Origin of the sequence: Curtobacterium sp. MCLR17_054 (assembly GCF_003234335.2) — a bacterium.
GTDB lineage: Bacteria > Actinomycetota > Actinomycetes > Actinomycetales > Microbacteriaceae > Curtobacterium > Curtobacterium flaccumfaciens.
Map to the genome: position 1 here is coordinate 3,513,417 of NZ_CP126263.1, position 26,976 is coordinate 3,540,392.

At 70.1% G+C, this 26,976-nt stretch carries 27 protein-coding genes; 4 read left to right on the forward strand and 23 right to left on the reverse strand.

Translation table 11 applies throughout. From position 1 onward, the window contains the following. Positions 1-318 precede the first annotated feature (318 nt). The 5 genes from guaA to DEJ08_RS16655 are packed head-to-tail and all read right to left on the reverse strand — an operon-like array spanning position 319 to position 5,120. Positions 319-1,899, reverse strand: coding sequence for a glutamine-hydrolyzing GMP synthase (gene guaA / locus DEJ08_RS16635; RefSeq protein WP_110863189.1), 1,581 nt, complete (start codon positions 1,897-1,899; stop codon positions 319-321). After that, positions 1,896-2,342, reverse strand: coding sequence for a DUF3817 domain-containing protein (locus DEJ08_RS16640; protein ID WP_017885467.1), 447 nt, complete (start codon positions 2,340-2,342; stop codon positions 1,896-1,898). Before DEJ08_RS16640 ends, guaA begins: the two co-directional genes overlap by 4 nt. Before the next feature lie 10 nt (positions 2,343-2,352). Further along, positions 2,353-3,087, reverse strand: a complete 735-nt coding sequence (locus tag DEJ08_RS16645) for an SURF1 family cytochrome oxidase biogenesis protein (RefSeq protein ID WP_181438906.1) — start codon at positions 3,085-3,087, stop codon at positions 2,353-2,355. 47 nt (positions 3,088-3,134) lie between these two features. Next, the gene (locus DEJ08_RS16650; protein ID WP_111028990.1) at positions 3,135-4,586 is read right to left on the reverse strand and encodes a cation:proton antiporter; all 1,452 of its coding nucleotides are present in this window, start codon (positions 4,584-4,586) and stop codon (positions 3,135-3,137) included. A gap of 3 nt (positions 4,587-4,589) precedes the next feature. Next, on the reverse strand, positions 4,590-5,120 hold the full coding sequence (locus DEJ08_RS16655) for a cation:proton antiporter regulatory subunit (RefSeq protein ID WP_017885470.1): 531 nt from the start codon (positions 5,118-5,120) through the stop codon (positions 4,590-4,592). 75 nt (positions 5,121-5,195) lie between these two features. Between DEJ08_RS16655 and DEJ08_RS16660 the strand changes: the two genes are divergently transcribed. Then, positions 5,196-5,699 carry a hypothetical protein gene (locus DEJ08_RS16660; protein ID WP_146248431.1) on the forward strand — a complete coding sequence of 168 codons (504 nt, stop codon included), beginning with the start codon at positions 5,196-5,198 and terminating at the stop codon, positions 5,697-5,699. 238 nt (positions 5,700-5,937) lie between these two features. On the opposite strand, the gene DEJ08_RS16665 is transcribed toward DEJ08_RS16660, so the two are convergent. The 7 genes from DEJ08_RS16665 to DEJ08_RS16695 all read right to left on the reverse strand — a co-directional run bounded on the left by DEJ08_RS16665 (position 5,938) and on the right by DEJ08_RS16695 (position 13,661). Next, positions 5,938-7,824, reverse strand: coding sequence for a glycerol-3-phosphate dehydrogenase/oxidase (locus tag DEJ08_RS16665; protein ID WP_071245430.1), 1,887 nt, complete (start codon positions 7,822-7,824; stop codon positions 5,938-5,940). Positions 7,825-7,886: 62 nt separating this feature from the next. After that, positions 7,887-9,005 (reverse strand): GuaB3 family IMP dehydrogenase-related protein, encoded by a 1,119-nt coding sequence (locus DEJ08_RS16670; RefSeq protein ID WP_027466694.1) that lies wholly within the window; start codon positions 9,003-9,005, stop codon positions 7,887-7,889. A gap of 61 nt (positions 9,006-9,066) precedes the next feature. Then, positions 9,067-9,258 carry a hypothetical protein gene (locus DEJ08_RS16675; RefSeq protein WP_027466695.1) on the reverse strand — a complete coding sequence of 64 codons (192 nt, stop codon included), beginning with the start codon at positions 9,256-9,258 and terminating at the stop codon, positions 9,067-9,069. 323 nt (positions 9,259-9,581) lie between these two features. After that, a complete protein-coding gene (locus tag DEJ08_RS16680) occupies positions 9,582-10,388 on the reverse strand; it encodes an ABC transporter ATP-binding protein (RefSeq protein ID WP_027466696.1) in 807 nt (268 codons plus the stop codon). Further along, positions 10,385-11,275: an ABC transporter ATP-binding protein gene (locus tag DEJ08_RS16685; protein ID WP_027466697.1), complete on the reverse strand. Its 891-nt coding sequence runs from the start codon at positions 11,273-11,275 to the stop codon at positions 10,385-10,387. The genes DEJ08_RS16680 and DEJ08_RS16685 overlap by 4 nt, the downstream gene beginning before the upstream one ends. Beyond that, positions 11,268-12,254, reverse strand: coding sequence for a branched-chain amino acid ABC transporter permease (locus tag DEJ08_RS16690; RefSeq protein WP_027466698.1), 987 nt, complete (start codon positions 12,252-12,254; stop codon positions 11,268-11,270). Before DEJ08_RS16690 ends, DEJ08_RS16685 begins: the two co-directional genes overlap by 8 nt. A gap of 12 nt (positions 12,255-12,266) precedes the next feature. Beyond that, entirely contained in the window at positions 12,267-13,661 is a 1,395-nt protein-coding gene (locus DEJ08_RS16695; RefSeq protein WP_241660400.1) for a branched-chain amino acid ABC transporter permease, read from the reverse strand. Positions 13,662-13,903: 242 nt separating this feature from the next. Here DEJ08_RS16695 and guaB point away from each other — a divergent pair, with 242 nt between their 5' ends. After that, positions 13,904-15,406, forward strand: coding sequence for an IMP dehydrogenase (gene guaB / locus DEJ08_RS16700; protein WP_071404638.1), 1,503 nt, complete (start codon positions 13,904-13,906; stop codon positions 15,404-15,406). 66 nt (positions 15,407-15,472) lie between these two features. Here guaB and DEJ08_RS16705 read toward each other — a convergent pair whose 3' ends face one another. Further along, positions 15,473-16,273 carry an SDR family oxidoreductase gene (locus tag DEJ08_RS16705; RefSeq protein ID WP_111053771.1) on the reverse strand — a complete coding sequence of 267 codons (801 nt, stop codon included), beginning with the start codon at positions 16,271-16,273 and terminating at the stop codon, positions 15,473-15,475. 262 nt (positions 16,274-16,535) lie between these two features. On the opposite strand from DEJ08_RS16705, the gene DEJ08_RS16710 reads away from it, so the two are divergent. Next, a complete protein-coding gene (locus tag DEJ08_RS16710) occupies positions 16,536-17,864 on the forward strand; it encodes an ABC transporter substrate-binding protein (protein WP_111053743.1) in 1,329 nt (442 codons plus the stop codon). Between the two features lie 158 nt (positions 17,865-18,022). Here the strand turns inward: DEJ08_RS16710 and rarD are convergent, their stop codons facing one another. Together rarD and groES are read right to left on the reverse strand one after the other, a co-directional pair. Beyond that, positions 18,023-18,985 (reverse strand): EamA family transporter RarD, encoded by a 963-nt coding sequence (rarD, locus tag DEJ08_RS16715; RefSeq protein ID WP_111053742.1) that lies wholly within the window; start codon positions 18,983-18,985, stop codon positions 18,023-18,025. 163 nt (positions 18,986-19,148) lie between these two features. Then, positions 19,149-19,445, reverse strand: a complete 297-nt coding sequence (gene groES / locus DEJ08_RS16720) for a co-chaperone GroES (RefSeq protein ID WP_017885484.1) — start codon at positions 19,443-19,445, stop codon at positions 19,149-19,151. A gap of 160 nt (positions 19,446-19,605) precedes the next feature. On the opposite strand from groES, the gene DEJ08_RS16725 reads away from it, so the two are divergent. Continuing rightward, a complete protein-coding gene (locus tag DEJ08_RS16725) occupies positions 19,606-20,808 on the forward strand; it encodes a class I SAM-dependent methyltransferase (RefSeq protein ID WP_111053741.1) in 1,203 nt (400 codons plus the stop codon). A 63-nt stretch (positions 20,809-20,871) separates the two neighbouring features. On the opposite strand, the gene DEJ08_RS16730 is transcribed toward DEJ08_RS16725, so the two are convergent. The 8 genes from DEJ08_RS16730 to DEJ08_RS16765 form a co-directional block, all read right to left on the reverse strand. Next, positions 20,872-21,672, reverse strand: a complete 801-nt coding sequence (locus DEJ08_RS16730) for a DUF4190 domain-containing protein (protein ID WP_181438905.1) — start codon at positions 21,670-21,672, stop codon at positions 20,872-20,874. Positions 21,673-21,758: 86 nt separating this feature from the next. Then, positions 21,759-22,814 carry a tRNA (adenosine(37)-N6)-threonylcarbamoyltransferase complex transferase subunit TsaD gene (tsaD, locus tag DEJ08_RS16735; protein WP_111053739.1) on the reverse strand — a complete coding sequence of 352 codons (1,056 nt, stop codon included), beginning with the start codon at positions 22,812-22,814 and terminating at the stop codon, positions 21,759-21,761. Beyond that, complete coding sequence (gene rimI / locus DEJ08_RS16740) at positions 22,801-23,346, reverse strand: ribosomal protein S18-alanine N-acetyltransferase (RefSeq protein ID WP_111046480.1); 546 nt, start codon at positions 23,344-23,346, stop codon at positions 22,801-22,803. The genes tsaD and rimI overlap by 14 nt, the downstream gene beginning before the upstream one ends. After that, positions 23,343-23,978, reverse strand: a complete 636-nt coding sequence (gene tsaB, locus DEJ08_RS16745; RefSeq protein ID WP_111053738.1) for a tRNA (adenosine(37)-N6)-threonylcarbamoyltransferase complex dimerization subunit type 1 TsaB — start codon at positions 23,976-23,978, stop codon at positions 23,343-23,345. The genes rimI and tsaB overlap by 4 nt, the downstream gene beginning before the upstream one ends. Before the next feature lie 31 nt (positions 23,979-24,009). Continuing rightward, complete coding sequence (locus DEJ08_RS16750) at positions 24,010-25,176, reverse strand: Fic family protein (protein WP_111053737.1); 1,167 nt, start codon at positions 25,174-25,176, stop codon at positions 24,010-24,012. Positions 25,177-25,290: 114 nt separating this feature from the next. Next, positions 25,291-25,785 (reverse strand): hypothetical protein, encoded by a 495-nt coding sequence (locus tag DEJ08_RS16755; protein ID WP_111053736.1) that lies wholly within the window; start codon positions 25,783-25,785, stop codon positions 25,291-25,293. A 37-nt stretch (positions 25,786-25,822) separates the two neighbouring features. After that, entirely contained in the window at positions 25,823-26,431 is a 609-nt protein-coding gene (locus DEJ08_RS16760) for an NAD(P)H-dependent oxidoreductase (protein ID WP_071406146.1), read from the reverse strand. 64 nt (positions 26,432-26,495) lie between these two features. After that, positions 26,496-26,966 (reverse strand): GNAT family N-acetyltransferase, encoded by a 471-nt coding sequence (locus DEJ08_RS16765; RefSeq protein ID WP_111032258.1) that lies wholly within the window; start codon positions 26,964-26,966, stop codon positions 26,496-26,498. Positions 26,967-26,976 lie beyond the last annotated feature (10 nt).

The window sequence follows — 26,976 nt, forward strand, 5'->3', positions numbered from 1 at the left end:
CACCCCGCCGGTCACCCGCCGAGTGGTCACGAAGTGTCGTCCGGGCCGGGGCCAGCCGACAGTTCGTGACCCCTCGGCGCCGGGCCCGCGGGGTGTCGTGACCACTCGACGGCCCCGGGAGCGCCCACGCCCACGACTCCAGCCGCCCGAGGTCGCACAACACGCCGCACGCGCAGCGCCCGGGTCGCGCGAACTGCCGTCACACGTCCCGGCCGACGGCAGTTCGTGCGACTCCGGCACCGACCCAGGCACCGCCACCGGACGCGCGAAGGCCCGGCACGCGTGACGCGTACCGGGCCTTCGTGGCTCAGGGGAGCCCTACTCCCACTCGATCGTCCCCGGCGGCTTCGACGTGACGTCGAGCACGACCCGGTTGACGTCGGGCACCTCGTTCGTGATGCGGTTCGAGATCTTCGCGAGGGTGTCGTACGGCAGACGCGTCCAGTCGGCGGTCATGGCGTCCTCGGACGAGACCGGACGGAGCACGATCGGGTGTCCGTAGGTCCGGCCGTCGCCCTGCACGCCCACGGAGCGGACGTCGGCGAGCAGTACGACCGGGCACTGCCAGATCTCCTGGTCGAGGCCAGCCGCGGTGAGCTCTTCGCGGGCGATCTTGTCGGCCGCGCGGAGCAGTTCGAGCCGCTCCTTCGTGACCTCGCCGACGATGCGGATGCCCAGGCCCGGGCCGGGGAACGGCTGACGACCGACGATGACCTCGGGCAGCCCGAGCTCGCGGCCGACCGCGCGGACCTCGTCCTTGAACAGGGTGCGCAGCGGTTCGACGAGCTCGAACGTCATGTCCTCGGGCAGGCCGCCGACGTTGTGGTGCGACTTGATGTTGGCGGTACCCGCTCCGCCGCCGGACTCGACGACGTCGGGGTAGAGCGTGCCCTGCACGAGGAACTTGACCTCGGCATCGGAGTCGGACGCCTGGGCCTCGAGCACGAGTGCCTCGGCTGCACCCTCGAACGTGCGGATGAACTCGCGCCCGATGATCTTGCGCTTCTGCTCGGGGTCGCTCACGCCGGCGAGGGCGTCGAGGAACTGCTGCTCGGCGTCGATCGTGATGAGCCGGACGCCGGTGGAGGCGACGTAGTCCTCTTCCACCTGCTTCCGCTCGTCGGCACGCAGGAGCCCGTGGTCGACGAAGACGCAGGTCAGCTGGTCGCCGACGGCCTTGTGCACCAGGGCTGCGGCGACGGCGGAGTCCACACCACCGGAGAGCCCGGCGATGACCCGCGCGGAACCGACCTGCTCGCGGATGCGGGCGACCTGCTCCTCGATGACGTTGCTGGAGTTCCAGTCGCCGGGCAGGCCCGCGGCACGGTGCAGGAAGTTCTCGAGCACGGCCTGGCCGTACACGGAGTGCTTGACCTCGGGGTGCCACTGCACGCCGTAGAGCTTGCGCTCGTCGGACGCGAACGCCGCGACGGGCGTCGATGCGCTCGAGGCGAGCACCTCGAACCCGGCCGGTGCCTTGGCCACGGAGTCGCCGTGCGACATCCACGTCACCTGGTCCGCCGGCTGGTCGCCGAGCAGGGTGCTGGTGCCGGGGGCGAGCGTCACGTCGGTGGCGCCGTACTCGCGCAGACCGGTGTTCGCGACCTCGCCGCCGAGGGCGGTCGCCATGGCCTGGAAGCCGTAGCAGATGCCGAGCACGGGGACGCCGAGGTCGAGGATGTCACCGTCGAGGGACGGCGCGCCTTCTTCGTACACGGACGACGGACCACCGGACAGCACGATGGCCGCCGGGTCCTTGGCGCGGACCTCGTCCGCGGTGATGGAGTGCGGCACGATCTCGCTGTAGACGTTCGCTTCACGGACCCGACGCGCGATGAGCTGCGCGTACTGGGCCCCGAAGTCGACGACGAGGACGGGACGCTGTTCGGTCTCGCTCACCGAGCGGCCTCCTTCTCACGCTGCTGGGCAGCGATCAGCTCGTGGTAGGTGTCCATGGCCCGCTGCTGCATGCGGTGTTCGACCACGAAGGACATGAACGGGATGATGCCCCCGAGGGCGATGAGCAGGAAGCGCGACGGCCTCCAGCGCATGATGCTCCACAGACGGAAGTCCGTGAAGAGGTAGAGCACGTACAGCCAGCCGTGGGCGATGAGGATCGCGATCGACAGGTTGAACGTGCCCGGGGTCTCGCCCGCCGTGCCGTTGGGCACGAAGAACGGACCGTTGCCGAGCTGCATCTCGAGCTGCAGCGGCGTGTACTTGATGATGACCTCGACCACCAGGGCGAGCAGCAGCACACCGGTGATGTACGCCGAGACGCGGTACCACTTCACCGCCCCCGGGATCTTGGGGATGTCACGGGTTCGGACGGTCAGGGCCATGCCGGCAATCCTACCGTCGGAGCGCGTCGACTTCGGTGGCGAGGGCTGCCTCGCGCTCCTCTTCCTGCTCGCGCTCCCAGGCGTCCTTCACGAACCGGTACCAGAGGAACACGGCGAAGCCGGCGAAGACGACCCACTCGATCGCGTAGAAGAGGTTGAGCCAGTCGAACTGGACCTCGCGCGACGGTGCACGGTCGGCGATGGTGCCGAGGTCGGCGGCCTTCGCGGTCGTGCCGTCGGCGACGACGTACCCGAGGTACATGCGGTCGTCGAAGGCCTGCCAGGTGTTCACGAACCGGGCGGGGGCGACTGCGGAGTACTCGCCCTTCTTGTAGGCGTCCTGGTCGGGCGACTCCGCCGGGTAGTAGCGACCCTGGATCGTGAGCGTCTGGCCGTCCGCCAGGCGCTCGCCCCCGGCGACGGCGGCCGGCCGCTGGTCGGACCACCCGATGACGACCGGGAGGCTCGCCCCACCATCCGAGTCCACCAGGTGACCGACGGTCTGGTACTTCCCACCCCCGGTGCGGCCGGTCAGGACGGTGGTGTCGTCGGCGACGAAGGTACCGGTGACGGTGACCTTCTGCCCGGCGAGACTCTCGCTGACGGGGCGCTCGGGGGTGGTGACCGCCTCGAGCGTGCGGCGGGTCTCGGTGGTTGCCGGCAGGGGCTTGCCGTTGGCGATCGACCGCTCCAGCTGCCACTTGCCCAGCCCGGCGAACACCGCCGCCAGCACGAGCGCCAGCAACAGCAGCGCGATCCACCTCGGTCGTCGGGCAACGGCCCACATCTGTATCAGTACTCCGGATCGCGCTGTCGGACCGGGCGCTCGGGGCGCTCGGCGGGGATCTCGACCGGCGACGTCACGGGGGCGGACGTCGGGTCGGACCCCTCATTGTCTCGCTCGTCCCTGCCAGCCGCCTCGACGAGCGCGAACTCCTCGGCGAACTGGCGGTCCCGCTCGGCCTTCCGCGCCGCGGCGGTCGCGTCCGCCTCGGCCTCGGCCGCTTCGGCGCTCTCGGCAGCGGCTGCGGCGGCGACGGCACGTCGGCCGCCCAGGCGTCCGCGCAGGCGGATGAGCCGGCCCGGACGCACCACGAGGCGGCCGATCCGGTCCGAGTTCACCGCGAGCAGCGGCCCGAGGACGGCCATGCAGAGGACGTAGAGGCCCGCGAAGGCGGTGATCCGCGCCTCCAGCCCGGCGGCAGCCGACAGGGTCGCGAGGATCAGCGCGAACTCGCCACGGTTCACCAGGATGACGGCGGTGTTGATGCCCTGCTGGACGTTGAAGCCGTTCATCCGCGCGACGATCTGGCCGGCGACCGCGTTGAGCACGACCGTCATGCCGATGGCACCGAGGACGGGCCAGAGCACCTCGCCGAAGGTCGACAGGTCGAGGCCGAGCCCGAAGTTGACGAAGAAGAACGCGGCGAAGACGTCGCGCATCGGCAGGGCGAGCTGTTCGATGCGGTCGCGGTACCGGGTCGCTCCGCAGAGCAGGCCGATGACGAAGGCACCGATGGCGTCGGTCACGCCGAGCAGGTCGCCGATGCCGCCGAACATGACCGCGAGTCCGAAGAACAGCACCGTGAACAGCTCGTCGTCACGGGTGGCGAAGATCTTCGACACCCACTTGCCCGCGAAGCGCGCGAGCGTGAACATCACGATGAGGAACCCGAACGCGAGTGCCAACTTGCCGACGACGGCCCAGACGTTGGTGTCGCCGGACAGCACGACGGAGACGATCGCCAGGTAGACGGCGATGAAGACGTCCTCGATCACGGTGACGCCGAGGATCATCGGGGTCTCGTCGTTCGCCAGGCGCCGGAGCTCGATGAGGAGCTTCGTCACGATGGCGCTCGAGGACGTCGCCGTCATGCCGGCGATGATCAGGGCTTCGCGGGTGCCCCAGCCGAGCGAGAACCCGAAGGCGAACCCGACGCCCATGTTGATGACGACGTAGGTGCCGCCGGACACCAGGAGCTTGCCGGCGTTGCCGTAGAACTCCTCTTGGTCGAACTCGAGCCCGAGGTTGAACAGCAGCAGGATGAGCCCGAACGTCGCGATGAGCTCGATCGTGTGGGACTCGACGCTCAGCCCGAACCACGGCGTGTTCGGACTCGCGACGAGTCCGACCACCATGTAGATCGGGATGGCCGGCAGACCGATGGTCTTGCCGAGCCGTCCCAGGACGTAGGCGATGACGAAGAGCACACCGATGGTGAGCAGCTCACCACCCAGGTGCATGCGCTAGCTCTTCCGCGGGGCCTCGGCCGAGGCGGCCGCAAGCTCTCCGCTGCGGTAGAAGGAGAACGCCTTGGCGACCTTCTCGGGGGATCCGGCGACGACGATCGTGTCTCCGGGGAAGACGACGAAGTCCGACGAGGGCGCCGGGTTGGCGCTGTCGCCACGGACCACGGCGACGACGGTCAGGCCGATGAACCCCGAGTCGTGCAGGTCACCGAGGGGCTTGCCCGCGATGGCGTCGTCGTAGTCGACGGAGAACCAGTCGATGGACAGCCCGGGGATCTCGTCGAGCTTGTCGAGGCCCTCGGTGATCCGGGTGCCGCCGAGGAGTTCGGCGAGCGTGTGCGCTTCGTCTTCGCTGAGACGCAGCGAGACCTTCTCGGACTTGTCCGCGCCGTCGGAGACGTCGGCGAACGAGATGAGGTCGGAGTGCCCCGACCGGTGCGTGATGACACCGCACTTGCCACCGTCGTCGGTGTAGAAGCTGTGCAGCACGCCGACTCCGGGGAGTTTGACGCGATGGACGTCGACCATGATGGCTCCCTCTTCGAGTACCCCCATGCTAACCACCCGGTGACCCCGCGCATTCCTCCCGCTACTGTTCTGTGGATGGGGAGAACACGGATCGTCGTGGCCGTCGTCGGGGTGCTGGTCGTCGCGCTGTACGCAGCACTGCTGGCGGTGAACGCACTGGTGTTGGACCCGCTCGCCGCGGTCCCCGGTGCGACCCTGGCGGAGATCCACGCCGAGCTCTCGGAGCAGGGCTTCGCGGTCGGAGTGGACATCGCGACCGTCATCGGGATCGCCGTCGTCGGTGTCCTGTTCGCCGCGGGGCTGTCGGTGCTGCTGCTCATCACCCGGGCGAGGGCGCACGTCATCGCGGCAGTGCTGCTCGCCGTCGTCGTGATGGGGACGCCGATGTCGTTCGTGGCGGCGATCGCCCTCGGCATGGACGTCGCGGACGCCTACGGGGTCGGCGGCGGTGCCCACACGATCTGGTCGGGCGTGCTCTACGTGACGAGCCTCGTCGCGCTGATCGGGATCCCGGTGGTGCTCGTGGTCGGCCAGGCGGCGCACGTGCGCCGCGCCGCCCTGCGGGCGCACGCCGCCTGACGGACGCACCACGGGCCTCCAGTCCGGTCTTCCGTCCTTCCGGTCTGGAGGCACGGGTGGACTCCGCAAGACGCCGTCGTCTTGTCGAGACGCCTCGTCGACACCGAGACGCCGCCGGATCCGGCGGCGTCTCGACGACCAGACGGCGTCAACACGACACGACGGCGTCCTGTTCAACCCGCAGACGCCGGCGTCTCGGCGACACGACGGCGTCTGCTGGCCTCGCTACTCCGGCTCGCTACTCCGGCTCGCTCGTCTTTTCGCCGACGACCTGCTCGTCGGACGCCTTCGCGCCCTCGGCGCCGTCCGAACGGCCGCCGCCCACGACCACGTCGTCCTCGTCGAAGCCGAACGCGATGTCCGGGGCCTCGAGCCGTACGCGGTCCGCGCTCTCGTCGTCGGGCTGCAGCTGCGACTCCCGTTCGGCGGCGACGCGCTTCAGGTAGTTCGCGACCTCGTGCTCGGTCGTCTCCTGGTCCCACCCGAGCACGTCCGCCATGAGCTTCGCGGCGACGGGCGCTGCTGACTCGCCGCGGTCCCAGGCCTCGATGGAGATGCGGGTACGACGGGCGAGGACGTCCTCCAGGTGCAGGGCGCCCTCGTGCGAGGCGGCGTAGACGACCTCGGCGCCGATGTAGTCGTCGGCCCCCGGAAGCGGTTCGGCGAGCGCGGGGTCCTGCTCGACGAGCTGCAGCACCTCGGTCGCGAGGGTCCCGTACCGGTTGAGCAGGTGCTCGATGCGGACCTTGTGCACGTTGAAGCTCCGTGCGGTGCGGGCGCGTCGGTTCCACGCGGCCGGGTAGCCCTCGGCGCCGAGGAGCGGGATGTCCTCGGTCGTCGACTCCGGGATCCTGCCGTCCATGGCCGCGACGGCCTCGTCGATGGCGTCCTTGCCCATCACCCGGTAGGTGGTCCACTTGCCGCCGGCGACCACGACGAGCCCGGGCACGGTGTGCGCGACGACGTGCTCGCGGCTGAGCTGCGAGGTCTGGTCGGACTCCCCCGCCAGCAGCGGGCGGAGTCCGGCGTAGACGCCCTCGACGTCCTCGCGGGTGAGCGGGACGGCGAGCACCTTGTTGACGTGCTCGAGGATGTAGTCGATGTCCGCCGCGGTCGCTGCCGGGTGCGCCTTGTCGAGGTACCAGTCGGTGTCGGTCGTGCCGACGAGCCAGTGCCGGCCCCACGGGATGACGAAGAGCACGCTCTTCTCGGTGCGCAGGATCATGCCCGTGTTCGACTGGAACCGGTCACGGGGGATGACGAGGTGGACGCCCTTCGACGCCCGCACCTTGAACTGGCCGCGGGTGCCGATCATCGCCTGGGTGTCGTCGGTCCAGACCCCGGTGGCGTTGACGACCTGCTTCGCGCGGATCTCGAACCGTTCACCGGTCTGGATGTCGTGGGCCTGCGCGCCGACCACGCGCTCCCCGACCTTGATGAACCCCTCGATGCGGACGCGACTCGCTGCCTCGGCGCCGTACGAGGCGGCGGTGCGCACGAGGGACGCGACGTAGCGGGCGTCGTCGACCTGGGCGTCGTAGTACGTCATGCCGCCGACGAAGGCGTCCTTCTTGAGCCCGGGCATGTTCCTGAGCACCTGCTTCCGGCTGAGGTGCCGGTGGTGCGGGACGCCGGGCGGACGGCCACCGGACCAGCTGAACACGTCGTACATCGCCATGCCGATCCCGATGTAGAAGCGCTCCCAGACCCGGTGGTTGAGCGGGTAGAGGAAGCGCACGGGCTTCACCAGGTGCGGAGCGATGCGCTGCAGCAGCAGGCCGCGTTCGATGAGGGCCTCGCGGACGAGTGCGAAGTTGAGCTGCTCCAGGTAGCGGATGCCGCCGTGCACGAGCTTCGACGAACGGCTCGACGTCCCCGAGCCCCAGTCACGGGCCTCGACGATGCCGACGCTCAGGCCGCGGGTCACGGCATCGAGCGCACTGCCAGCACCGACGATCCCGCCGCCGACGACCAGGACGTCGAGCTCCTTGGTCTTCAGCGTCTCGATCGCGGCCGCACGTTCGTCCGGCCCGAGCTTCGCCGCGGGGTCGAACCCCACGCCGGGCGCGACGTCACGCGGACGTCCGGCCGTGCTGGTCTGCTTCGTCGTGCTGGACTTGGCCATCGTCGCCTCCGGGTCACGGTCGGCGCCGTGGCGTCACCCGGGGTCGTGCCCGGGTGCCACCGTCACTGGTGGTACGGCGCCACGACCACTTCTACTCGCTGGAACTCCTTGGCGTCGGAGTATCCGGTCGTCGCCATCGAGCGGCGGAGGGCACCGACCAGGTTCGCGCGGCCGTCGTGGGTCGGCGTCGGACCGTTCAGGACGTTCTCGAGCGGGGCGATCGTGCCCACCTCGACCCGGCGGCCGCGGGGCAGCTCGGGGTGGTGCGCCTCGGCACCCCAGTGGTAGCCGCCACCCGGGGCCTCGGTCGCGCGGGCGAGCGCGGTGCCGAGCATGACGGCGTCGGCACCAACGGCGATGGCCTTGACGATGTCGCCCGCGGTGTCGAGCCCGCCGTCGGCGATGACGTGCACGTACCGGCCGCCCGACTCGTCGAGGTAGTCACGACGGGCACCGGCGACGTCCGCGACGGCGGTGGCCATCGGGGCGTGGATGCCGAGCGCGGCGCGGGTGGTCGACGCTGCGCCGCCGCCGAAGCCGACGAGCACACCGGCGGCACCGGTGCGCATGAGGTGCAGCGCCGACGTGTACGTCGAGGCACCGCCCACGATCACCGGGACGTCGAGCTCGTAGATGAACTTCTTGAGGTTGAGGGGTTCCTCGGTCTGGGAGACGTGCTCGGCGGAGACCGTGGTGCCGCGGATGACGAACAGGTCGACACCGGCGTCGACGACCGTCTTCGAGAACTCCTGGGTGCGCTGCGGGCTGAGCGAACCGGCGACCGGCACCCCGGCCGCGCGGATCTCGGCCAGGCGTGCGGTGATCAGCTCGGCCTTGATCGGCTCGGAGTAGATCTCCTGCATGCGCTTCGTGACGTTGCCGTCGGTGAGCGACTTGATCTCGTCGTAGTACGGGGTCGGGTCCTCGTAGCGGGTCCACAGACCTTCGAGGTCGAGCACACCGAGGATGCCGAGCTTGCCCATCTGGATGACCGTCGCCGGCGAGGACACGGAGTCCATCGGCGCCGAGAGGATCGGCGACGCGAACGTGAACGCGTCGATCGACCACTGCACGCTGACGTCGCGCGGGTCACGCGTCCGCCTGGAGGGGACCACCGCGATGTCGTCGAACGCGTACGCCCGACGTCCGCGCTTGCCTGCACCGATCTCGACTTCGCTCACTCGGACAGCCTACCGGGCGGGCTCTGCGGCGTGCACGGGCCGGACGGTGCGGGCGCAGCCGTCAGCGCGGACGCCGCGGGGCCCGTCGGCGCTTCCGGAGCGCCCGCAGCACGAAGCCGAGCAGGAGCGCGAGCACCACGAGGACGACGAGCAGCACGGCCGCGACCTTGACGAGCAGCGCCGCCCCGACGAAGAGCGCGATGAACACGAGCCAGACGAGGGCGTCGAGCACGAGGGGTCCGGAGGTGCGCACCCGCGGAACGATACCGACCCGCGCGGGGCGAGCCGCGCCTCCTGGCCGGGTGCAACGGGCGACGCCGTCGTCAGCCGAAGACGCCGTCGTCAGCGCAGGACACCGCCACGCCGTCGAGACGCCGCCGAATTCCGAGGCGTCTCGACGGGACCGCGGCGTCGACGGAACACGACGGCGTCATGCGACCACAGCCATGCAACCAGGGGCGAGTAGCGCCTCCTGGCCGGGTACAGGAGCGGGGCCGTGCGGCGCGAAGCGACCACGCACGGCCCCACCCGTCACGGATACCACCCCCACAGCGGTACCCGTAGCCGACGACAGCGCTAGCGCTGTGCGTCGACGTCCTTGGCGAGCGTCCCCAGGTAGAGCTCGATGACCTTGGGGTCGTCAGCGAGTTCCTTCCCGGTGCCCGAGTACGCGTTCTTCCCCTGGTCGAGCACGTACCCACGATCGCAGATCTGCAGACAGCGTCGCGCGTTCTGCTCCACCATGATGATCGACACACCGGCCTTGTTGATCCGGCGGGTCCGCAGGAACGTCTCGTCCTGGCGCACGGGGGACAGTCCGGCGCTCGGCTCGTCGAGCAGCAGCACCTTCGGGTCCATCATCAGCGCACGGGCCATCGCGACGGACTGCCGCTCACCGCCCGAGAGCGATCCGGCCCGCTGGTTCCGCCGCTGCGCGAGGACCGGGAACAGGTCGTAGATGACCTCGAGCCGCTCGGCGAACTTCCGGGGCCGCAGGTACAGCCCCATCTGCAGGTTCTCCTCGATGGACAGCGAGGGGAACACGTTGTTCGTCTGCGGCACGAAGCCGACACCGGCCTGCACGAGCTTGTTCGCCTTGAGGTTCGTGATGTCGTCCCCCTGCAGGGTCACCGATCCCTCGCGGATGGACACGAGCCCGAACAGCGCCTTCAGGAGCGTCGACTTGCCCGCACCGTTCGGCCCGATGATGCCGATGAGCTCGCCCGGGTAGCAGTCCAGGTCGCAGCCGTTCAGGATGTTCACGCCCGGCAGGTAGCCGGCGACGAGGTTCTTCGCGCTGAGCACCGGCTCGCGTTCCAGCGTGGCCGCCGGAGACGGACTGGAGGCACTGCTCGCGTTCGTGGGGTCCGTTGCGTCCGTCATCGGGTCGTCTCCTCTGCTGCGTCCTCTTCGGCGACTTCCTCCGCCAGTTCCTCGAAGGTCTCCTCGGTGAGGAGCGAGTCGTCACCCAGGTCGGTGTCGTGGTGCGCACCGAGGTAGGCGTCGATCACGGCCTGGTCGTCCATCACCGTGTCCGCCGGGCCCTCGGCCACGACCTTGCCCTCGGCCATCACGACCACCCAGTCCGAGATGTGCCGGACCATGTGCATGTCGTGCTCGACGAACAGCACGGTCATGCCGTCGTCGCGCAGGGACTGGATGTGCCCGAGGAGCGACTGGGTGAGCGCGGGGTTCACGCCGGCCATCGGCTCGTCGAGCATGATCATCGTCGGGTCGGACATCAGCGCCCGCGCCATCTCGAGCAGCTTGCGCTGCCCGCCGGACAACGAACCGGCGTAGTCGTCTGCCTTGGTGTCGAGCTTGAACCGGGCGAGGAGGTCCTCGGCCTTGGCCGTGATCTCGCGCTCCCGCTTCGCCCACACCGGCTTGACCAGGGCGGCGAAGAAGTTCTCGCCGGGCTGGTCGCGGGCACCGAGGAGCATGTTCTGCATCACGGTGAGCCGCGACAGCGCCTTGGTCAGCTGGAAGGTGCGGACCATGCCCTTGTTCGCGATGTGCGTCGCGCTCGTCTTCTGCAGCGTGGCGCCGTTGAACTGCGTCTTCGCACCCGGGCTCGGCTTGTCGAACCCGGTGAGCAGGTTGAAGAACGTGGTCTTGCCGGCGCCGTTCGGGCCGATGAGAGCCGTGATGGAGCCGCGCTGGACCTCGAGGTGGTCGACGTCCACGGCGGTCATGCCCCCGAAGCGGCGGGTGACGTCGTCGACGGTGAGGATCGGGTCGGCCTTGGGGTGGCCGTAGGTCTCAGACACTGAACGTCAGCTCCTTCTTGTTGCCGAGCAACCCCTGTGGACGGAACACGATGAGCAGCATGAGCGCGACGCCGACGAGCACGTACGAGAACTGCTCGGCCTGCTGCGCGTTCATGATCGAGTCGGGGATGAAGTCGCCGGCCAGCGTGCGGATGAAGAGCCGGACGACGAAGAAGAGCACGGCTCCGAGCACCGGTCCGAACACCGTCGCCGCACCACCGAGGATGAGCGCCGTCCAGATGAAGAACGTCATCGAGCGGCCCATGGCGTCCGGTTGCACCGAACTCGGCAGCACGTAGATGATGCCCGCGATCGCACCGAGCGCCCCACCGAACACGAGCGCCTGCATCTTGTACGAGTAGACGTTCTTGCCGAGCGAGCGGACGGCGTCCTCGTCCTCGCGGATGGCCTTCACCACGCGGCCCCACGGGCTGCGCATGAGCAGGAAGAGCACCAGGGTGAACAGGGCGACCATGGCCCACGCCGCGATGCGGATCCACCAGCCGTTGACGCCGTTGTTCGCGTACGTGAACCACAGGATCGTGGTGGTGCCGTCGGGCAGCGGGCTGAGGGCGGTGAACGGGTCGCGGTAGCTCGACCCGGTGATGCCGTTCGAGCCACCCGTGGTCGAGGTGAGCAGGCTCGAGCGGCCCACCATGCGGATGATCTCGGCGCCGGAGATCGTGACGATCGCCAGGTAGTCGCCGCGCAACCGCAGGGTCGGGATGCCGAGGATGATCGCGAACACGATCGCGACGAGCAGGGCGATGAGGACCGCCATCACGAACGGCAGTCCGTTGGTGATCGAGATCGCGAAGCCGTAGGCGCCGAGCAGCAGGAACGCCGCCTGGCCCATGTTCACGAGGCCGGTGAGCCCGAAGTGCACGTTCAGGCCGATCGCGGCCAGCGCGAACGCCGCCGTGGTCGGGGCGAGTGCCTCCTGGGTGAGCGAGGACAGCAGGTTGAGGATGTAGTCCATGCGCGTGCTCCCTTAGCCGATCCGCTCGGCGCGGCCGAAGATGCCCTGCGGCCGGAACAGCAGGATGAGGATGAGGATGACGAGGGCGGTGGCGTACTTGAAGTCACCGGGGAGCACCAGGTTCGTGAGCTCCACGACGACGCCGATGATCATCGAGCCGACCAGGGCGCCGTACGCGGTGCCGAGGCCACCGAGCGTGACCGAGGCGAACATGAGCAGGAGCAGCTGGAGCCCGGTCTGCCAGTTCACGCCGTTCAGGACGAGTCCGAGCATCACACCGGAGAGTCCCGCGAGGCCGGCGGCGAGCGTCCACACGAAGCGGATCACCCGGTCGACGTCGATGCCGGAGGCCGCGGCGAGCGCCGGGTTGTCCGACACGGCGCGGGTCGCCCGGCCGAAGCGGGTCTTCGCCAGGAAGAGCCCGGTCGCGACGAGGACCACGAGCGCGATCCCCATGGCGACGTAGGACTGCACCGTCAGGGTGACGCCGGCGAACCGCACGGTCTCCGGGTTGCCCTGCTGGATGCGGACCGTCGAGGCACCGAAGAAGTACTGGAACGCGTACTGGGCGGCGATCGACAGACCGATCGTCACGATCATGAGCTGCGTGAGGCTGATGCGCCGTCGCCGGAGTGGGCGCCAGATCGCGGCGTCCTGCAGGTACCCGGTCGCGGCGCACAACAGCGTGACGACGATCCCGGTGACCCAGATGTTCCAGCCGAGCTGGTTGGCGAACACGTACGCCAGCAGACCGCCGAGGGTGACCTGCTCACCGTGCGAGAAGCTCGACAGCCCCGTCGTGCCGTAGATGAGCGAGAGCCCGATCGACGCCAGTGCGATGAGCAGCCCGAGCCGGAGACCCGAGGCGAACTGCTGCCAGGCCCGCTGGATGCTCACGCCCGACGAGTCCGTCGAGGTCGTGGCGCCCTTCTGGTCGGACAGCTGGAAGATCTGCCCGACGTTGGCGTTCAGGGTGGCCTGCACCTTGCGATCGGCGTCGGCGGCGTTCGTCAGGTACTGACCCTTCGGCAGGGTGCCCTGGTCGACGCTCACCGTGTACTCGCCGGCCGTGTCGACGCTGACGGACCAGCGGCCGTCGCCGTTGGTCGTGGCCGTCTGGTCGAAGCCGCTCGGGCCGGTCACGTCGACGTCGACGCCCTCGGCCGGTTCACGCTCGGAGTCGGTGATCGTGCCCTGGATGCACCCGTTGTCGGGGCTGACGGTGCACGCCTGGCTGGTGGCCGGTGCCGAGGTGGCACTGAAGGCCGGCAGGGTGACCGCCCAGTCGATCAGGAAGGTCGCCAGGAACGCGGCGACGAGCACGGCCGCCAGGACCGGTCGTCGTCGTGCGTGGCGGAGGCGGAACAGGCGCGGCTGCGCCCGTCCCGGAGGAGTGATGGATCCCACGGAAGAGCCTCTCGTTCGGATGACGAGGAACCTATGGGGATTTTGTGACACCCGTGTTTCCAACACGTTCCCTGTGTGATTCGTACCCGAACTGTGACGTTGTGGAGGAATGCTCCGAGGCGGGCGCGATCCGTGCCTCCAGGCGGAATGCGGCGACAGCCGCTCGCGTTACCATGTCCTATCCGGAACCCGTCGTCGTGTTCCCGGTGTCTCGACACTTCACTCGCCCACGAAGGGGACCCATGGACCAGCCGGATCCGTTCGGATTCATCGGACTCACGTACGACGACGTCATGCTGCTGCCCGGGCACACCGACGTCATCCCGAGCGAGGCGTCCACGGCGTCACGGCTCACCAAGCGGATCTCCGTCAACGTCCCGCTGCTCTCCGCCGCGATGGACACCGTCACCGAAGCCCGCATGGCCATCGCCATGGCGCGCCAGGGCGGCATCGGGATCCTGCACCGCAACCTGTCCATCGAGGACCAGGCTGCCTATGTCGACAAGGTCAAGCGCTCCGAGTCGGGCATGATCACCAACCCGGTGACGACCACCCCGGACGCCACCGTGGCCGAGGTCGACGCGCTCTGCGGCCAGTTCCGCGTCTCCGGCCTGCCGGTCGTCGAGCAGGACGGCACCCTCGTCGGCATCATCACGAACCGCGACATGCGCTTCGTGGCCACGTTCGAGCAGGCCACCACGTACGTGCGCGACGTGATGACGAAGGCCCCGCTGATCACCGCGATGGAGGGCATCGACCCCGAAGAGGCGATCGCCATCTTCGCGCAGCACAAGATCGAGAAGCTGCCGCTGGTCGACGCCGACGGCAAGCTCCGCGGCCTCATCACCGTCAAGGACTTCGACAAGAGCGAGCAGTACCCGGACGCCACGAAGGACGACGAGGGCCGGCTCCGCGTCGGTGCCGCGATCGGCTTCTTCGGCGACGCCTGGCAGCGTGCCGAGGCCCTGCGTGACGCCGGCGTCGACGTGCTCGTCGTCGACACCGCCAACGGCGAGAGCGAAGGTGTGCTCGACATGGTCCGCCGCCTCAAGGCCGACCCGACGTTCGACGCGATCGACGTCATCGGCGGCAACGTCGCCACCCGCGCGGGCGCCCAGGCGCTCATCGACGCCGGTGTGGACGCCGTCAAGGTCGGTGTCGGACCGGGCTCCATCTGCACCACGCGCGTCGTCGCCGGTGTCGGTGTGCCGCAGGTGACCGCCGTGTACGAGGCCTCCCTCGCCGCACGTGAAGCCGGTGTGCCGATCATCGCCGACGGTGGCCTGCAGTACTCGGGCGACATCGCGAAGGCCCTGGTGGCCGGTGCCGACACCGTCATGCTCGGCTCGCTGCTCGCCGGCACCGACGAGTCCCCCGGTGACCTGGTGTTCGTGGGCGGCAAGCAGTTCAAGGCCTACCGCGGCATGGGGTCCCTCGGGGCCCTGCAGACCCGTGGCAAGAAGACCTCGTACTCGAAGGACCGCTACTTCCAGGCGGACGTGCCGAACGACGACAAGCTCATCCCCGAGGGCATCGAGGGCCAGGTGCCCTACCGCGGCTCGGTCGGCAACGTCGTCTACCAGCTCACCGGTGGGCTGCGGCAGTCGATGTTCTACGTCGGCGGTCGCACGATCCCCGAGCTGAAGGCCCGTGGCAAGTTCGTCCGCATCACGGCGGCGGGGCTCAAGGAGTCCCACCCGCACGACGTCCAGATGGTCGTCGAGGCGCCGAACTACCGCAGCTAGCAGCACTCGACCAGACGCCCCCGCTCCGGACGGAGCGGGGGCGTCTGGCGTTCGTACGCGGACGCGTCAGGCCGAACGCCAGTCGTTCGACGTGATGTGCGAGCCGCCGTGCGGGCCCATCTGCAGCATCCCGCCGTCCACCGGCAGGGACACCCCGGTGATGTAGGACGACGCACGCGAGGCCAGGAACGCCACGGCGGCCGCGATCTCCCACGCGTTGCCCGGACGGCCGAGCGGCACACCGGGGCGGTCGATGGTGTGCGGGTCCTCGTCCTCGGCGCCGGTCATCCGGGTGGCGATCTCGCCGGGGGCGACGGCGTTCACGGTGATGCCGTGTTCGGCGAGCTCGATCGCCATGGTCTTCAGCAGGCCGCCGAGCCCGTGCTTCGCGGCGTCGTAGGCGCTCGAGCCGTAGCGGGGCTGGTGTTCGTGCACGCTCGTGATGCCGATGATCCGGCCGCCGGCGCCGGCCTGCACCATGTGCTTCGCGGCGGCCTGCATCGTGACGAAGGCCCCGTCGAGGTCGGTCGACACGGTGTGGCGCCACTGGTCGAGGGTCATCTCGAGGAACGGGGCGTTGTCGCCGGTGCCGGCGTCGGCCACGAAGACGTCGACGCCGCCCAGCTGCGAGACGAGGCGGTCGACGACGGCTGCCGCCCCGGCGAGGTCGGAGACGTCGATCTGCTCGACGAAGGCACGACGGCCGGTCTTCCGGACCTCCTCCGCGGTCTCCTCGGCACGGTCGGGTTCGGACAGGTAGGTGATGCCGACGTCCATGCCGGCTTCGGCGAGTGCGACGGCGGTCGCACGGCCGATCCCGGATTCGGAGCCGGTGACGATGGCTGTGGTGGGCTGGAAGTCGCTCATGCGGCGGAACGTACGCCGGGCCTCCCGGGCGCCCTGCCGGACCATCCGCCTGGCGCAGGTCGGGTCGCCACGACGGCACCGTCGCTCCTGCGCCGATCCCTGTCCCTGCGCACAGGAACGTCACGGCTCGGTAACGAAACACCTTTGCGTACCGCCCCGTCACACGGGCGAAACACACGGACCCTACCTTTCTCGACATCCAGTGGAGGCGTCGCATTCACCCGAAGCGGCACAGCCTCCGCGCAGAGAAAGGGCTCCACGGATGATCAGAACCACCCGTGCCACCGCGGCACTGGCGTTGGCGGGCGCAGCAGCCGTCCTCCTCGCCGCGTGTTCCACCACCGGCAGTGCTTCCCCCTCGAGCTCGGCGTCGAGCGATGCGAAGAAGGATCCCGCCGCCAGCTGCAAGGCCCCGGACACCCCCGGCACGGACGCGCTGAAGATCGGCACGATCCTGCCCCTGACCGGTTCGCTGGCCTACCTCAACCCGCCGGCGGAGTCCGGTGTCGGCCTGGCCGTCAAGGACATCAACGCCGCGGGCGGCGTCCTCGACAAGGACGTCACGATCGACCCGGCGACCGACTCCGGTGACAGCAACGACATGACCGTGTCGAGCTCCGCCGCGACGAAGCTCGTCAACGCGAAGGTGCCGGTCGCGATCGGTGCCGAGTCCTCGTCCGTGACGCTGAACGTCATCGACCAGCTGACGAGCAACTGCATCGTCGAGATCTCGCCCGCGAACACCGCGACCGACCTCTCCGGCTACTCGTCGTACTACTACCGGACCGCACCGCCGGACTCGGTGCAGGGTTCCGCGCTCGGCCAGCTCGTGACCGGTGACGGCAACGCGAAGGTCGCCTTCCTGGTCTTCAACGACACGTACGGCACCGGCCTGCGCAACTCGGTGCAGGCTGCGGTCGAGGCGTCGGGTGGCCAGGTCGTCTACGGCGGCAAGGGTGAGGGCCAGGAGTTCCCACCCGGCCAGACCACGTTCTCGTCCGAGGTGACCGCGGCCCTGGCCGCGAAGCCCGACGCGATCGTCGTCCTCGCCTTCGACGAGACGAAGTCGATCATCCCGGAGCTCGTCTCGCAGGGCAACGAGGCGAAGATCTACATGTCCGACGGCAACACGGCGGACTACTCGAAGGACTTCGACAAGGGCACCCTGACCGGCGCCCAGGGCACCATCCCCGGTGCCTCGCCGAAGGACGACTTCAAGAAGCAGCTCGCTGCGTTCTACAAGGACTCGTCGGGCAAGACGCTCGCCGACTACTCGTACGCGGCGGAGTCCTACGACGCCACCATCCTCGCCGCCCTCGCCGCGGTGAAGGGCAAGGGCACCGACTCCGGCACGATCCAGGCCAACATGGCTGCGGTGTCGGGTGCTGACGGCGGCACCGAGTGCGCGACGTTCAAGGAGTGCAAGACGCTCCTGGACGACGGCAAGGACATCCACTACACCGGCCCGTCCGGCATCGGTCCGTTCGACGAGAACAACGACCCGTCGGCCGCCTACATCGGCATCTACAAGTTCGACGGCGACAACAAGCCCGTCTACCAGAGCGCCATCCAGGGTGCGGTGAAGAAGTAGGGCTCAGCCCAGCACCGCTCGCGAAAGCGACAGGCCCCCACGGAACTTCCGTGGGGGCCTGTCGCTTTCGCGTCGGTGACCGGGATGCGCGGCAGGGCAGGGTCCGTCGCCGCAGCAGGACGGACCGACGCGCGGCCTGGAGGCCCGTGGCGCGTCCGTCAGACCGGTTCGGCCGGGGTGGGTGCGAGCGCCCGGCGACGGGACGCCCGCGCGGCGGCGAACGAGTCCGCCGTCAGCACCACGAGCGCGAGCCACACGATGCCGAAGCCGAACCAGCGTCCGGCCGACATCTCCTCGTGCTGCACGAGCACCCCGACGAGCAGCTGCATCACGGGCGCCAGGTACTGGGTCAGCCCGAGCGTCGACAGGCTCACCCGGCGTGCCGACGACGCGAAGAGCAGCAGCGGCACCGCGGTCGCCGGCCCGGTCAGCACCGTGATCACCGCGTGCCCCCAGCCCTCGCTCGTGAACGTCACACCGCCACCGAGCCCGGTCACACCGAGCACCACCAGCGCCACGACGGCGATCGGCAGCAGCCACACGGTCTCGATCGTCAGGCCGCTCAGGGCGTCCACGGTGCCGCCGACCCGCTTCTTCACCAGGCCGTACAGTCCGAACGAGAACGCCAGGGCCAGCGAGATCCACGGCATCTGCCCGTAGCCGATCGCGATGACGACGACCGCCACGACGCTCAGCCCGACGGCCGCCCACTGCGCCGGACGCAGGCGTTCGCGCAGGACCACGACGCCGAGCGCGATGGTGACGAGCGGGTTGATGAAGTAGCCGAGCGCGGCCTCGACGGTGTGGCCGGAGGTCGTCGCGAGGACGTAGACGGTCCAGTTGACCAGGATCAGGACGGCGGCGAGCCCCATGACGAGCATCACCCGGCGCTGGGCCATCAGGGTCCGGGTGCGGAGCCACGACCGGGTCACCGCGATCGCCACCGCGCAGAACACCAGGCCGAAGACGATCCGCCACGACACGATCTCGAACGCCGCCGCGGGGGCCATGGCCGCGAAGAGCAGGGGCATCAGTCCCCAGAGCCCGTACGCCACGATCGCCTGCACCACGCCGACGGATGCCTCGCTGCGGACGGGTCGCGCCGGACTCGGTTCACTCACGGAACCATCCTAGGAACGACCGCCGACGCGTGGGACGCGCACCGGGCCTCCAGGCGGGGTGCGCGGGCTGATCAGGACCGGCGCACCCGGGTGACCGGCCCCGGACGCACGAACGCCCCGTCGGCCCGAAGGCCGGACGGGGCGTCCGCGGTGAGTACTCGACTCAGTGAACGATGACCGCGAGGACATCGCGGGCCGACAGGACCAGCAGGTCCTCGCCCGAGTACTTGACCTCGGTTCCGCCGTACTTGGAGTAGATGACCTTGTCACCCACGGCGACGTCGAGCGGGACGCGGTTGCCGTTGTCGTCGATCCGACCCGGACCCACGGCGACGACCTCGCCCTCCTGGGGCTTCTCCTTCGCGGTGTCGGGGATGACCAGACCGGAAGCGGTGGTCTGCTCCGCCTCGACCTGGCGGATGACGATGCGATCCTCGAGCGGCTTGATGCTGACGGCCACGGTGACCTCTTCTTTCTCGGTACGGACTCGGTACAGATGAAAACCGGGTTGGCACTTCGCACAGGAGAGTGCCAACGCCAACTCTAGGGGGCCTCTGGCACTCGGTCAATCCGAGTGCCAGCACATCCGGAGAACACGCAGCACCTGCGAGGATCGACGCATGGACGCCGCCGAACTCACCGCACTGCTGACCCCCGACGGGATGGCCCTGCTCGACCGTACCCCGGGCGTCTCCGACGGCGGCGAGATCGTCCGCGTGGTGTCCCGGCTGCGCGCCGAGGGACACGATCCCCGACTGGTCGCCGCGGTGCTGACCCAGGCGAAACTGCGGCTGAAGGCCCGCGGCAAGTTCGGCGACTTCGCCTCCCGCATGCTCTTCACCGAGGCCGGACTCGAGCAGGCCACCCGGCTGCAGGTCGCGGCCCAGCACGCCGGACGCTTCGCCGCGGCCGGGCTGACCCGTGTCGCGGACCTCGGCTGCGGCATCGGCGGGGACGCCATGGCGATGGCGGCACTCGACCTCGACGTCACCGCCGTCGACCGTGACGAGGTGACGGCGGCCGTCGCGACCCACAACCTCGCGGTGTGGCCGAACGCGCGGGTGGAGCTCGGCGATGCCGCGTCCTTCGACCTGTCCGCGGTGGACGGCGTGTGGATGGACCCCGCACGCCGCACCTCCGGGCACTCGGACACCCGCCGCCTCGCCGACCCCGACGACTGGTCCCCCTCGCTCGACACCGTGTTCGCCGCGGCGACGACGACGCCGACCGGCGTGAAGCTCGGACCGGGCATCGACCGCGACCTGATCCCGGACACCGCCGAGGCGCAGTGGACCTCCGTCGACCGCGAGGTCGTGGAGCTCGCCCTGTGGTTCGGCCCCCTCGCGCGCCCCGGGATCCGCCGCGCTGCGACCGTCATCGGCGCGCACGGCATCTCCGAGATGACCGGAGCGGCCGACGCCGACGACGCCGAGGTCGGACCGCTCGGCGCCTACCTGTACGAGCCCGACGGAGCCGTGATCCGCGCACGGCTGATCGGCGACCTGGCACGAGGCCTCGACGGGCACATGCTGTCCGAGGGCATCGCCTACGTCACGTCCGACCGCGCCGTCACGACCCCCTTCGCGCAGGGTTTCCGGGTGCTCGACACGATGCCGCTCGACGTCAAGCGACTGGCCGCACGGCTCGCCGCCGACGGCATCGGCACCGTCGAGATCAAGAAGCGCGGCGTCGACGTCGACCCGGCGCAGTTCCGCAAGCGGCTGCGGTTGCGCGGATCGGGTCGCGTCACGCTCGTGCTCACCCGCCTGGAGGGACGCCACACGGCGATCCTGTGCGAGCGGCTCACCGACACGGTCGGCTGACGGCCGGGGGCCGCGTGCGGTGCTGCGAGCGCGCCAGCGGCAGCGTCAGCGTCAGCGGCTGCGTCAGCTGACGAAGGCGCCGGAGTTCGAGCTGTAGTCGGAGTAGTCGGAGTAGTCCGACGCGTTCGCGATCGAGATCCACACCAGGGCGACGATCAGGATGAACAGGCCCGTCAGGATCCAGCCACCGATGATGCCGGCGAGCGCCAGGCCGCGGCCACCCTCACCGGTCTGCTTGATCTTGCCGAGGGCGATGTGACCCATGATCGCGCCGGCCGGGCTCGTCAGGATGATGATCGGCCAGATGATGATGCCGCCGAACGCGAAGACGATCGACAGGATCGACAAGACGTTCGTCTTCGGGCGCTGCGCGTAGGGCTGGTACGTGTACGGGTTCGACGCGTAGGGCTGCTGCTGCTGCTGCTGCTGCGCGTACGGGTTCTGCTGCTGGCCGTACGGGTTCTGCGGGGCGCCGTACGCATGCTGCTGCTGTGCCGCGTAGGGGTTCTGCTGCTGCGGGGCCGCGTACGGGTTCGACGAGGCCTGCGGTGCCGCGTACGGATTCTGCTGCTGACCGTACGGGTTTGACTGCTGCTGCTGCTGCCCGTACGGGTTCGACTGCTGCTGCTGCTGACCGTACGGGTTCTGCGGCTGCTGCGGAGCGCCGTACGGGTTCTGCTGCTGCGGCGCCGCGTACGGGTCCTGCTGCTGGCCGTACGGGTTCTGGGGTGCCTCCGGGGCCGACGGCGCCTGCGGTGCGTCAGGAGCCTGCGGGGCATCCGGGGCGGGCGTGCCGTCGGGCTGTCCGTTCGCCGGGCCGTTCGGCGTCTCGCCCGGCTTCGGCCACTCGTTCTGATCGGACACCGTCCACCCCTCTCGGGCGTCCGGTCTCTCCGACGCCCGTGTGAATCCTCCCACAGGCTCCCGAAGAAGGACCGGGGCCGAACTGGTCAGACCTGGACGGTCGTCACCGGCAGGGTCGAGTCCGCCGCGATGCCGAGGTCGCTCGGCGCGTGCCCCTCGGCCACGAGTCGGGCACCGACGGCGGCGATCATCGCGCCGTTGTCCGTGCACAGGTCGAACGGCGGGATCCGGAGCCGCACGCCCGCGGCCGCGCAGCGCTCCTCGGCGACCTGTCGCAGTCGGGCGTTCGCGACGACCCCGCCACCGAGCAGCAGCCGGTCGACGCCGGTGTCACGGCACGCGTTCAGGGCCTTGGTCAGCAGGACGTCGACGACGGCTTCGCGGAAGCTCGCGGCGACGTCGGCCACCGGCACCTCGCGGCCCTCGTCACGGCAGCGCTCGACCCACCGTGCGACGGCGGTCTTGAGCCCCGAGAACGAGAAGTCGTAGCGGTGCGCGGCCATGTCCTTCGGCAGCGTCAGTCCCCGGGGGAACCGGATCGCCGTCGGGTCGCCGTCGGCCGCCGCACGGTCGATCTGCGGGCCGCCGGGGTAGGGCAGCCCGAGCAGCCGCGCGACCTTGTCGAACGCCTCGCCCGCCGCGTCGTCGATCGTCTCGCCGAGCAGTTCGACGTCGCCGACCAGGTCCCGAACCAGCAGCAGTGACGTGTGGCCACCGGAGACCAGCAGCGCGATCGTCGGCAGCTCGATCTCGCTGCCGTCCTCGCGCAGCACGTCGGCGCCGACGTGCCCGACCAGGTGGTTCACGCCGTACAGGGGCTTGCCCGTGGCCACGGCGAGCGCCTTCGCCGCGCCCACCCCGACCATGAGCGCCCCCGCCAGGCCCGGCCCGGCGGTCACCGCGACGGCGTCGAGTTCGTCGAGGGTGACGCCGGCACGCTCGAGCGCCTCGTGCAGCGTCGGGGTCATCGCCTCGAGGTGGGCCCGTGCGGCGACCTCGGGCACGACCCCGCCGTAGCGCGCGTGCTCGTCCATGCTCGAGGCGATCACGTTCGCCAGCAGGGTGCTCCCCCGCACGATGCCGACGCCCGTCTCGTCGCAGCTCGTCTCGATGCCGAGCACCAGTGGTTCAGTCGCGCTCACCGAGGGCCTCCTGTCCGATGGGTCCGACGTCGGAAGACCGCTCGGCGTCCGGGCCGGGCAGTTCCGCCCGCATCACCCACGCGTCGACGCCGTCCGGTTGGTAGTAGCGCGGCCGGGTCGCGATGTGCTCGAACCCGAACGCCGTGTACATCGCCTGCGCGACGGGGTTGTCCGCGCGCACCTCGAGGAACACCTCGCGCACACCGCGGCGCCGCGCCTCGTCGAGCAGCTCCGTGAACAGGACCCGCCCGAGCCCCTTGCCGCGCTGGTCCGCGGCGACGGCGATGGTCTGCACGTCGGCGACCGGGTTGCCCGCGAGCGACGAGAGCCCGGCGTACCCGACGACCACCGGCGCGGACGTGTCGTCGGCCGTCTCGATCACGACGTAGTACCCGTGCGGTGAGTACAGCTCGCCGGACATCTGCGACGCTGACCAGGCGTCCGTCGGGAACGAGACGTGCTCGAGCCACATGATGTCGTCGAGGTCCTGCGGGTGTGCTCGCCGCAGGCGGAGCCCGTCCGGCAGGGTCACTGCTTCACCCGCTTCGGCGCACCCGGCACCGTGACGTCGGGGTCGCGCAGGTACAGGGGCGTGTCCTGGTCGAACGCCGCACCGGACGCGATCCGGTCCGCGGCGAGCGAGCCGAGCCTCCAGGCCGGGATGGACGCGACCGTCACGCGGTCCCAGCCCACCGCTGCGGGCCGGGAGGCGCGGATCGCGTCGTCGAGATCGGCGGGCTTGGCGAGTCCGGGGCCGGCCACGCGGACGCCGTCGGCGTCGTAGGCGCTCCAGTAGACCTCGCGGCGGCGGGCGTCCGTGAGGACGACGAACGGACCGGCGGCGCCCGAATCGCGCTGGTCGAGGGCGACGGCGTCGTGGCTGACGAGGGGCAGGACGGGGACGCCGCGGGCTGCGGCGAAGGTGCGGGCGGCAGCGATGCCGACCCGCAGGCCGGTGAAGGGGCCGGGTCCCATGCCGGCGACGACGCCGGTGACGTCGGCTCCGGTGATGCCGGCCTCGGCGAGGGTCTCGGCGAGGAACGGGCCGATCACCTCGGCGTGCCGGCGGCTGTCCTCGGTGTCGCGGGTCGCGAGGGCCCGGCCGGTGGCCGGGTCGACGACGGCGACGGAGGTCCCGGCGGAGGTGTCGATCGCGAGCAGCACCCGTCCATCGTAGGCGGGGCGGGGCAAGGAGTCAGTCCTCGTCGAGGCTGCCAGCGACCGCGTTCCAGATCTCGTCGGCACGCCAGCGCTCGCGACCGCCTCTGCCCGCTCGCCCGAGCGACCGGAGCCAGCCGTACTCCTCGGCTCGACGGAGCAACGCGGATGCCGTCGGCTGTGAGACGCCGAGCGCCCTCCGGACCGACGCCACCGTGAGGACGGGGTTCTTGAAGATCACGTCGACGAGCCCGGGGAGCGCCGAACGCTCCGTCCGCGCAGCGAGGCGGTATCGCTCGCGGATCTCCACGAGCTTCCGGATCCGCTCGGCGCTGTCATTCGCTCGGACGGTCACCGCCTCGGCGAAGAACTGGATCCACTCGTTGACCTCTCCGCGCTCCCGAACGGCCTGCAACCGCTCGTAGTACTCGGTTCGGTGTTGTTCGAAGTACCCCGAGATGTGCAAGATCGGCGCTGGCAGGATGCCGTCTGCGATCAGCGAGAACCCGATCAGGAGGCGCCCGATCCGACCATTGCCGTCGAGGAACGGGTGGATCGTCTCGAACTGGTAGTGCATCAGGGCGCACTTCACCGTGACCGACATCGAGTCCAGTGGTGCATTGACGAAACGCTCCCAGTCGTCAAGGGTCTCGGGAAGGTGGTCCTGGTGCGGCGGGATGAACCGGGCAGTCTCCGGTCGAGCGTTCGGAGATCCGATCCACACTGGTGAGCGACGAAGCTCACCGGGCGACTTCTCGTCTCCACGGACCTCCCGCATCAGGGTCTCGTGGAGCGAACAGATGAACCGTTGGGTGATGGGGAGATCTGCGAGGAGCGCCACTCCCTCGCGGGCGGCCCGGAGGTAGTTGTCCACCTCGCGGAGATCCTCGTCGAGGATCTCGTCGTCGTTCTCGACGCTGAGCACATCGCTCAGTGACGCCTGGGTCCCCTCGATGCGCGAACTCGCCAGCGCCTCCTGCGCCATGGACGGGCCGAGCAGGAGTTCTGGTTCCTGGATGAGCTGCCCGAGCCCGGCGAGCCGACCGATCGCGATGTCCGCGCGGGACACTGCGGCGTTCGTCATCGGCTCGAGGACGAGCTCACGTGGTAACGGCGCGGGCAAGAAGTAGGCGTGCGGCCACTCGGACAACGGACGCGTGGCGAGTGTGCCGAAGCGTTCTGATCGGAAGTCTTCTCGGCGCATCTCCTCATCATAAGCAAAGTGCCCTCTGCCCTATAACTTCAGATCGAACTTCCAAGCACCTGCACGTCGGGACGCGGGGACGTTCGATCCGTCATGCAAGTCAGGGGGCCGCGGCTAGTCGAAACGGACCGTGCTGGTGGGCGACGTCGCGCCCGTACCCGTCGCGGCCTCGTCCGCTGCTCCTCGAAGGTGCCGCAGCCGGGACCGCACACCGCCGTCCTGGCGACGCAGGACGATCGCAACGTCCGCCACGGACATCCCCGCGGCCGTCATTGCCTCGAGCCCGGTGTCCTCCTGCTGCGTCCACGGCGCGTAGGCGGCGGGCCGGTCGAGCCGAGCAGCGTCGACCTGCGGGTTGCCGGTCGGTGCAGCCCGGACCACCAGCGGGGACGACGGGTCGTCCGCTCCGGACGTCGTGGCGACGGCTGGCACCGGCGCCGACGCTGACCGCGGGCCGGTCGCCCGGACCTCCAGGCAGACGACGGCGGTCACCGGATGGCGTGCCACGACCGCTCCTGCGGGCGACCGGAACACCAACTCGGTGTCGTCACGGTCCACCGTGCCGACCTCCACGTCGCTGAAGCCGCCGGTGTCGAGGACGATGCGCATGGTTCCCCCGTTCGCGCTGACCAAATCTGCTGCGAGGCTACCGGTCGCCGGCCGGGGCACGGTCGACGACCGCCCGACGGACACCCTCCACCGCCGCGGCGACCGCGCGCTCGCGGGCCTCGGCGTCCTCGGTCTCGGAGTCGTGCACGAACACGGTGGCGCCCCGCCGGGCACCGCAGAAGTCGACAATGCCGTGCTCGACCTGCGTCCGGAGCGCCTCGGCGTACCCGTGCCGTTCGTACACGCCGGCGTCGTCGCCCGCGATCGGCACCAGGTGGACAGTGAGCCGTTCGAGCGCCCGACGGATGCCGCCGTCCGGGTCGACGTCGAACGCCCAGCCGTTCACGAACACGCGGTCGATCCACCCCTTGAGCACCGCGGGCACGGACCACCACCAGACCGGGAACACGAGGACGAGGTCGGTGGCGCGGTCGATGCGCTGCTGCTCCGCGACGACGTCGGCCAGCGCGTCCGTGCCGGTCCGGTAGGTCTGCCGGTCGGCGAGGGTGAAGCGCGGGTCGAACCCCTCGGCCGCCAGGTCGGCGGTCTCCACCGTCCCCGCGGGCAGGGCGTCCCGCAGGCGAGCCGCGAGGTGGTGGGTGAGGGAGTCGGGGTCCGGGTGGGCGGTCACGATGAGCGTCGGCACACCGCATCCTCCCGGAGCCGGCTGGGTGGTACCGGGACACCCGCTGTCGCCCGGCCGCGCCGGCTCACACCGCGGTCAGGTCGAGGGACCAGGCGACCTCGCGCGCGAGCTGCCCGGTCCGCCGGAACGACCGAACCTGGTGGGTGGCGGCCAGGGCGGCCGCCAGGTCGTCGCGGTCGGCGAGGGTGAACCCGAGCGACTGCCAGAACGGACCGGAGCGCCGCGAGAACAGCCACGCCCGTCGCGCGCCCGTGACCGCGGCGTGGTCGACGGCGAAGCGCGCGAGCCGGGTGCCGTGGCCGAGCCCCCGGAGCTGCGGCGCGACCGCCACGCTGCGGACGAGCACGTGGACGCCGTCGGCGCTCGTCTCGTACCCGGTGCTGCCGACCACACGGCCGTCCTCGGCACGGTCGACCCACAGCCGGACGGTCGGCTCGAGACCGGCACGGTCGTGGCCAGCACGGTCGAGCCCGGCGACGGTCAGGTCGGCACCGACGAGGAAGGTGCGGAGGTCGTCGACCGCACCGGTGTCCACGCGCTGCAGG

Bases quoted from the DNA above. Each gene is read 5' to 3' on its own strand.
- DEJ08_RS16640 (WP_017885467.1), bottom strand. From the start codon at position 2,342: ATGGCCCTGACCGTCCGAACCCGTGACATCCCCAAGATCCCGGGGGCG.
- DEJ08_RS16650 (WP_111028990.1), bottom strand. From the start codon at position 4,586: ATGCACCTGGGTGGTGAGCTGCTCACCATCGGTGTGCTCTTCGTCATC.
- DEJ08_RS16655 (WP_017885470.1), bottom strand. From the start codon at position 5,120: ATGGTCGACGTCCATCGCGTCAAACTCCCCGGAGTCGGCGTGCTGCAC.
- DEJ08_RS16660 (WP_146248431.1), top strand. From the start codon at position 5,196: ATGGGGAGAACACGGATCGTCGTGGCCGTCGTCGGGGTGCTGGTCGTC.
- DEJ08_RS16665 (WP_071245430.1), bottom strand. From the start codon at position 7,824: ATGGCCAAGTCCAGCACGACGAAGCAGACCAGCACGGCCGGACGTCCG.
- DEJ08_RS16680 (WP_027466696.1), bottom strand. From the start codon at position 10,388: ATGACGGACGCAACGGACCCCACGAACGCGAGCAGTGCCTCCAGTCCG.
- DEJ08_RS16690 (WP_027466698.1), bottom strand. From the start codon at position 12,254: ATGGACTACATCCTCAACCTGCTGTCCTCGCTCACCCAGGAGGCACTC.
- guaB (WP_071404638.1), top strand. From the start codon at position 13,904: ATGGACCAGCCGGATCCGTTCGGATTCATCGGACTCACGTACGACGAC.
- DEJ08_RS16705 (WP_111053771.1), bottom strand. From the start codon at position 16,273: ATGAGCGACTTCCAGCCCACCACAGCCATCGTCACCGGCTCCGAATCC.
- DEJ08_RS16710 (WP_111053743.1), top strand. From the start codon at position 16,536: ATGATCAGAACCACCCGTGCCACCGCGGCACTGGCGTTGGCGGGCGCA.
- DEJ08_RS16725 (WP_111053741.1), top strand. From the start codon at position 19,606: ATGGACGCCGCCGAACTCACCGCACTGCTGACCCCCGACGGGATGGCC.
- DEJ08_RS16750 (WP_111053737.1), bottom strand. From the start codon at position 25,176: ATGCGCCGAGAAGACTTCCGATCAGAACGCTTCGGCACACTCGCCACG.
- DEJ08_RS16755 (WP_111053736.1), bottom strand. From the start codon at position 25,785: ATGCGCATCGTCCTCGACACCGGCGGCTTCAGCGACGTGGAGGTCGGC.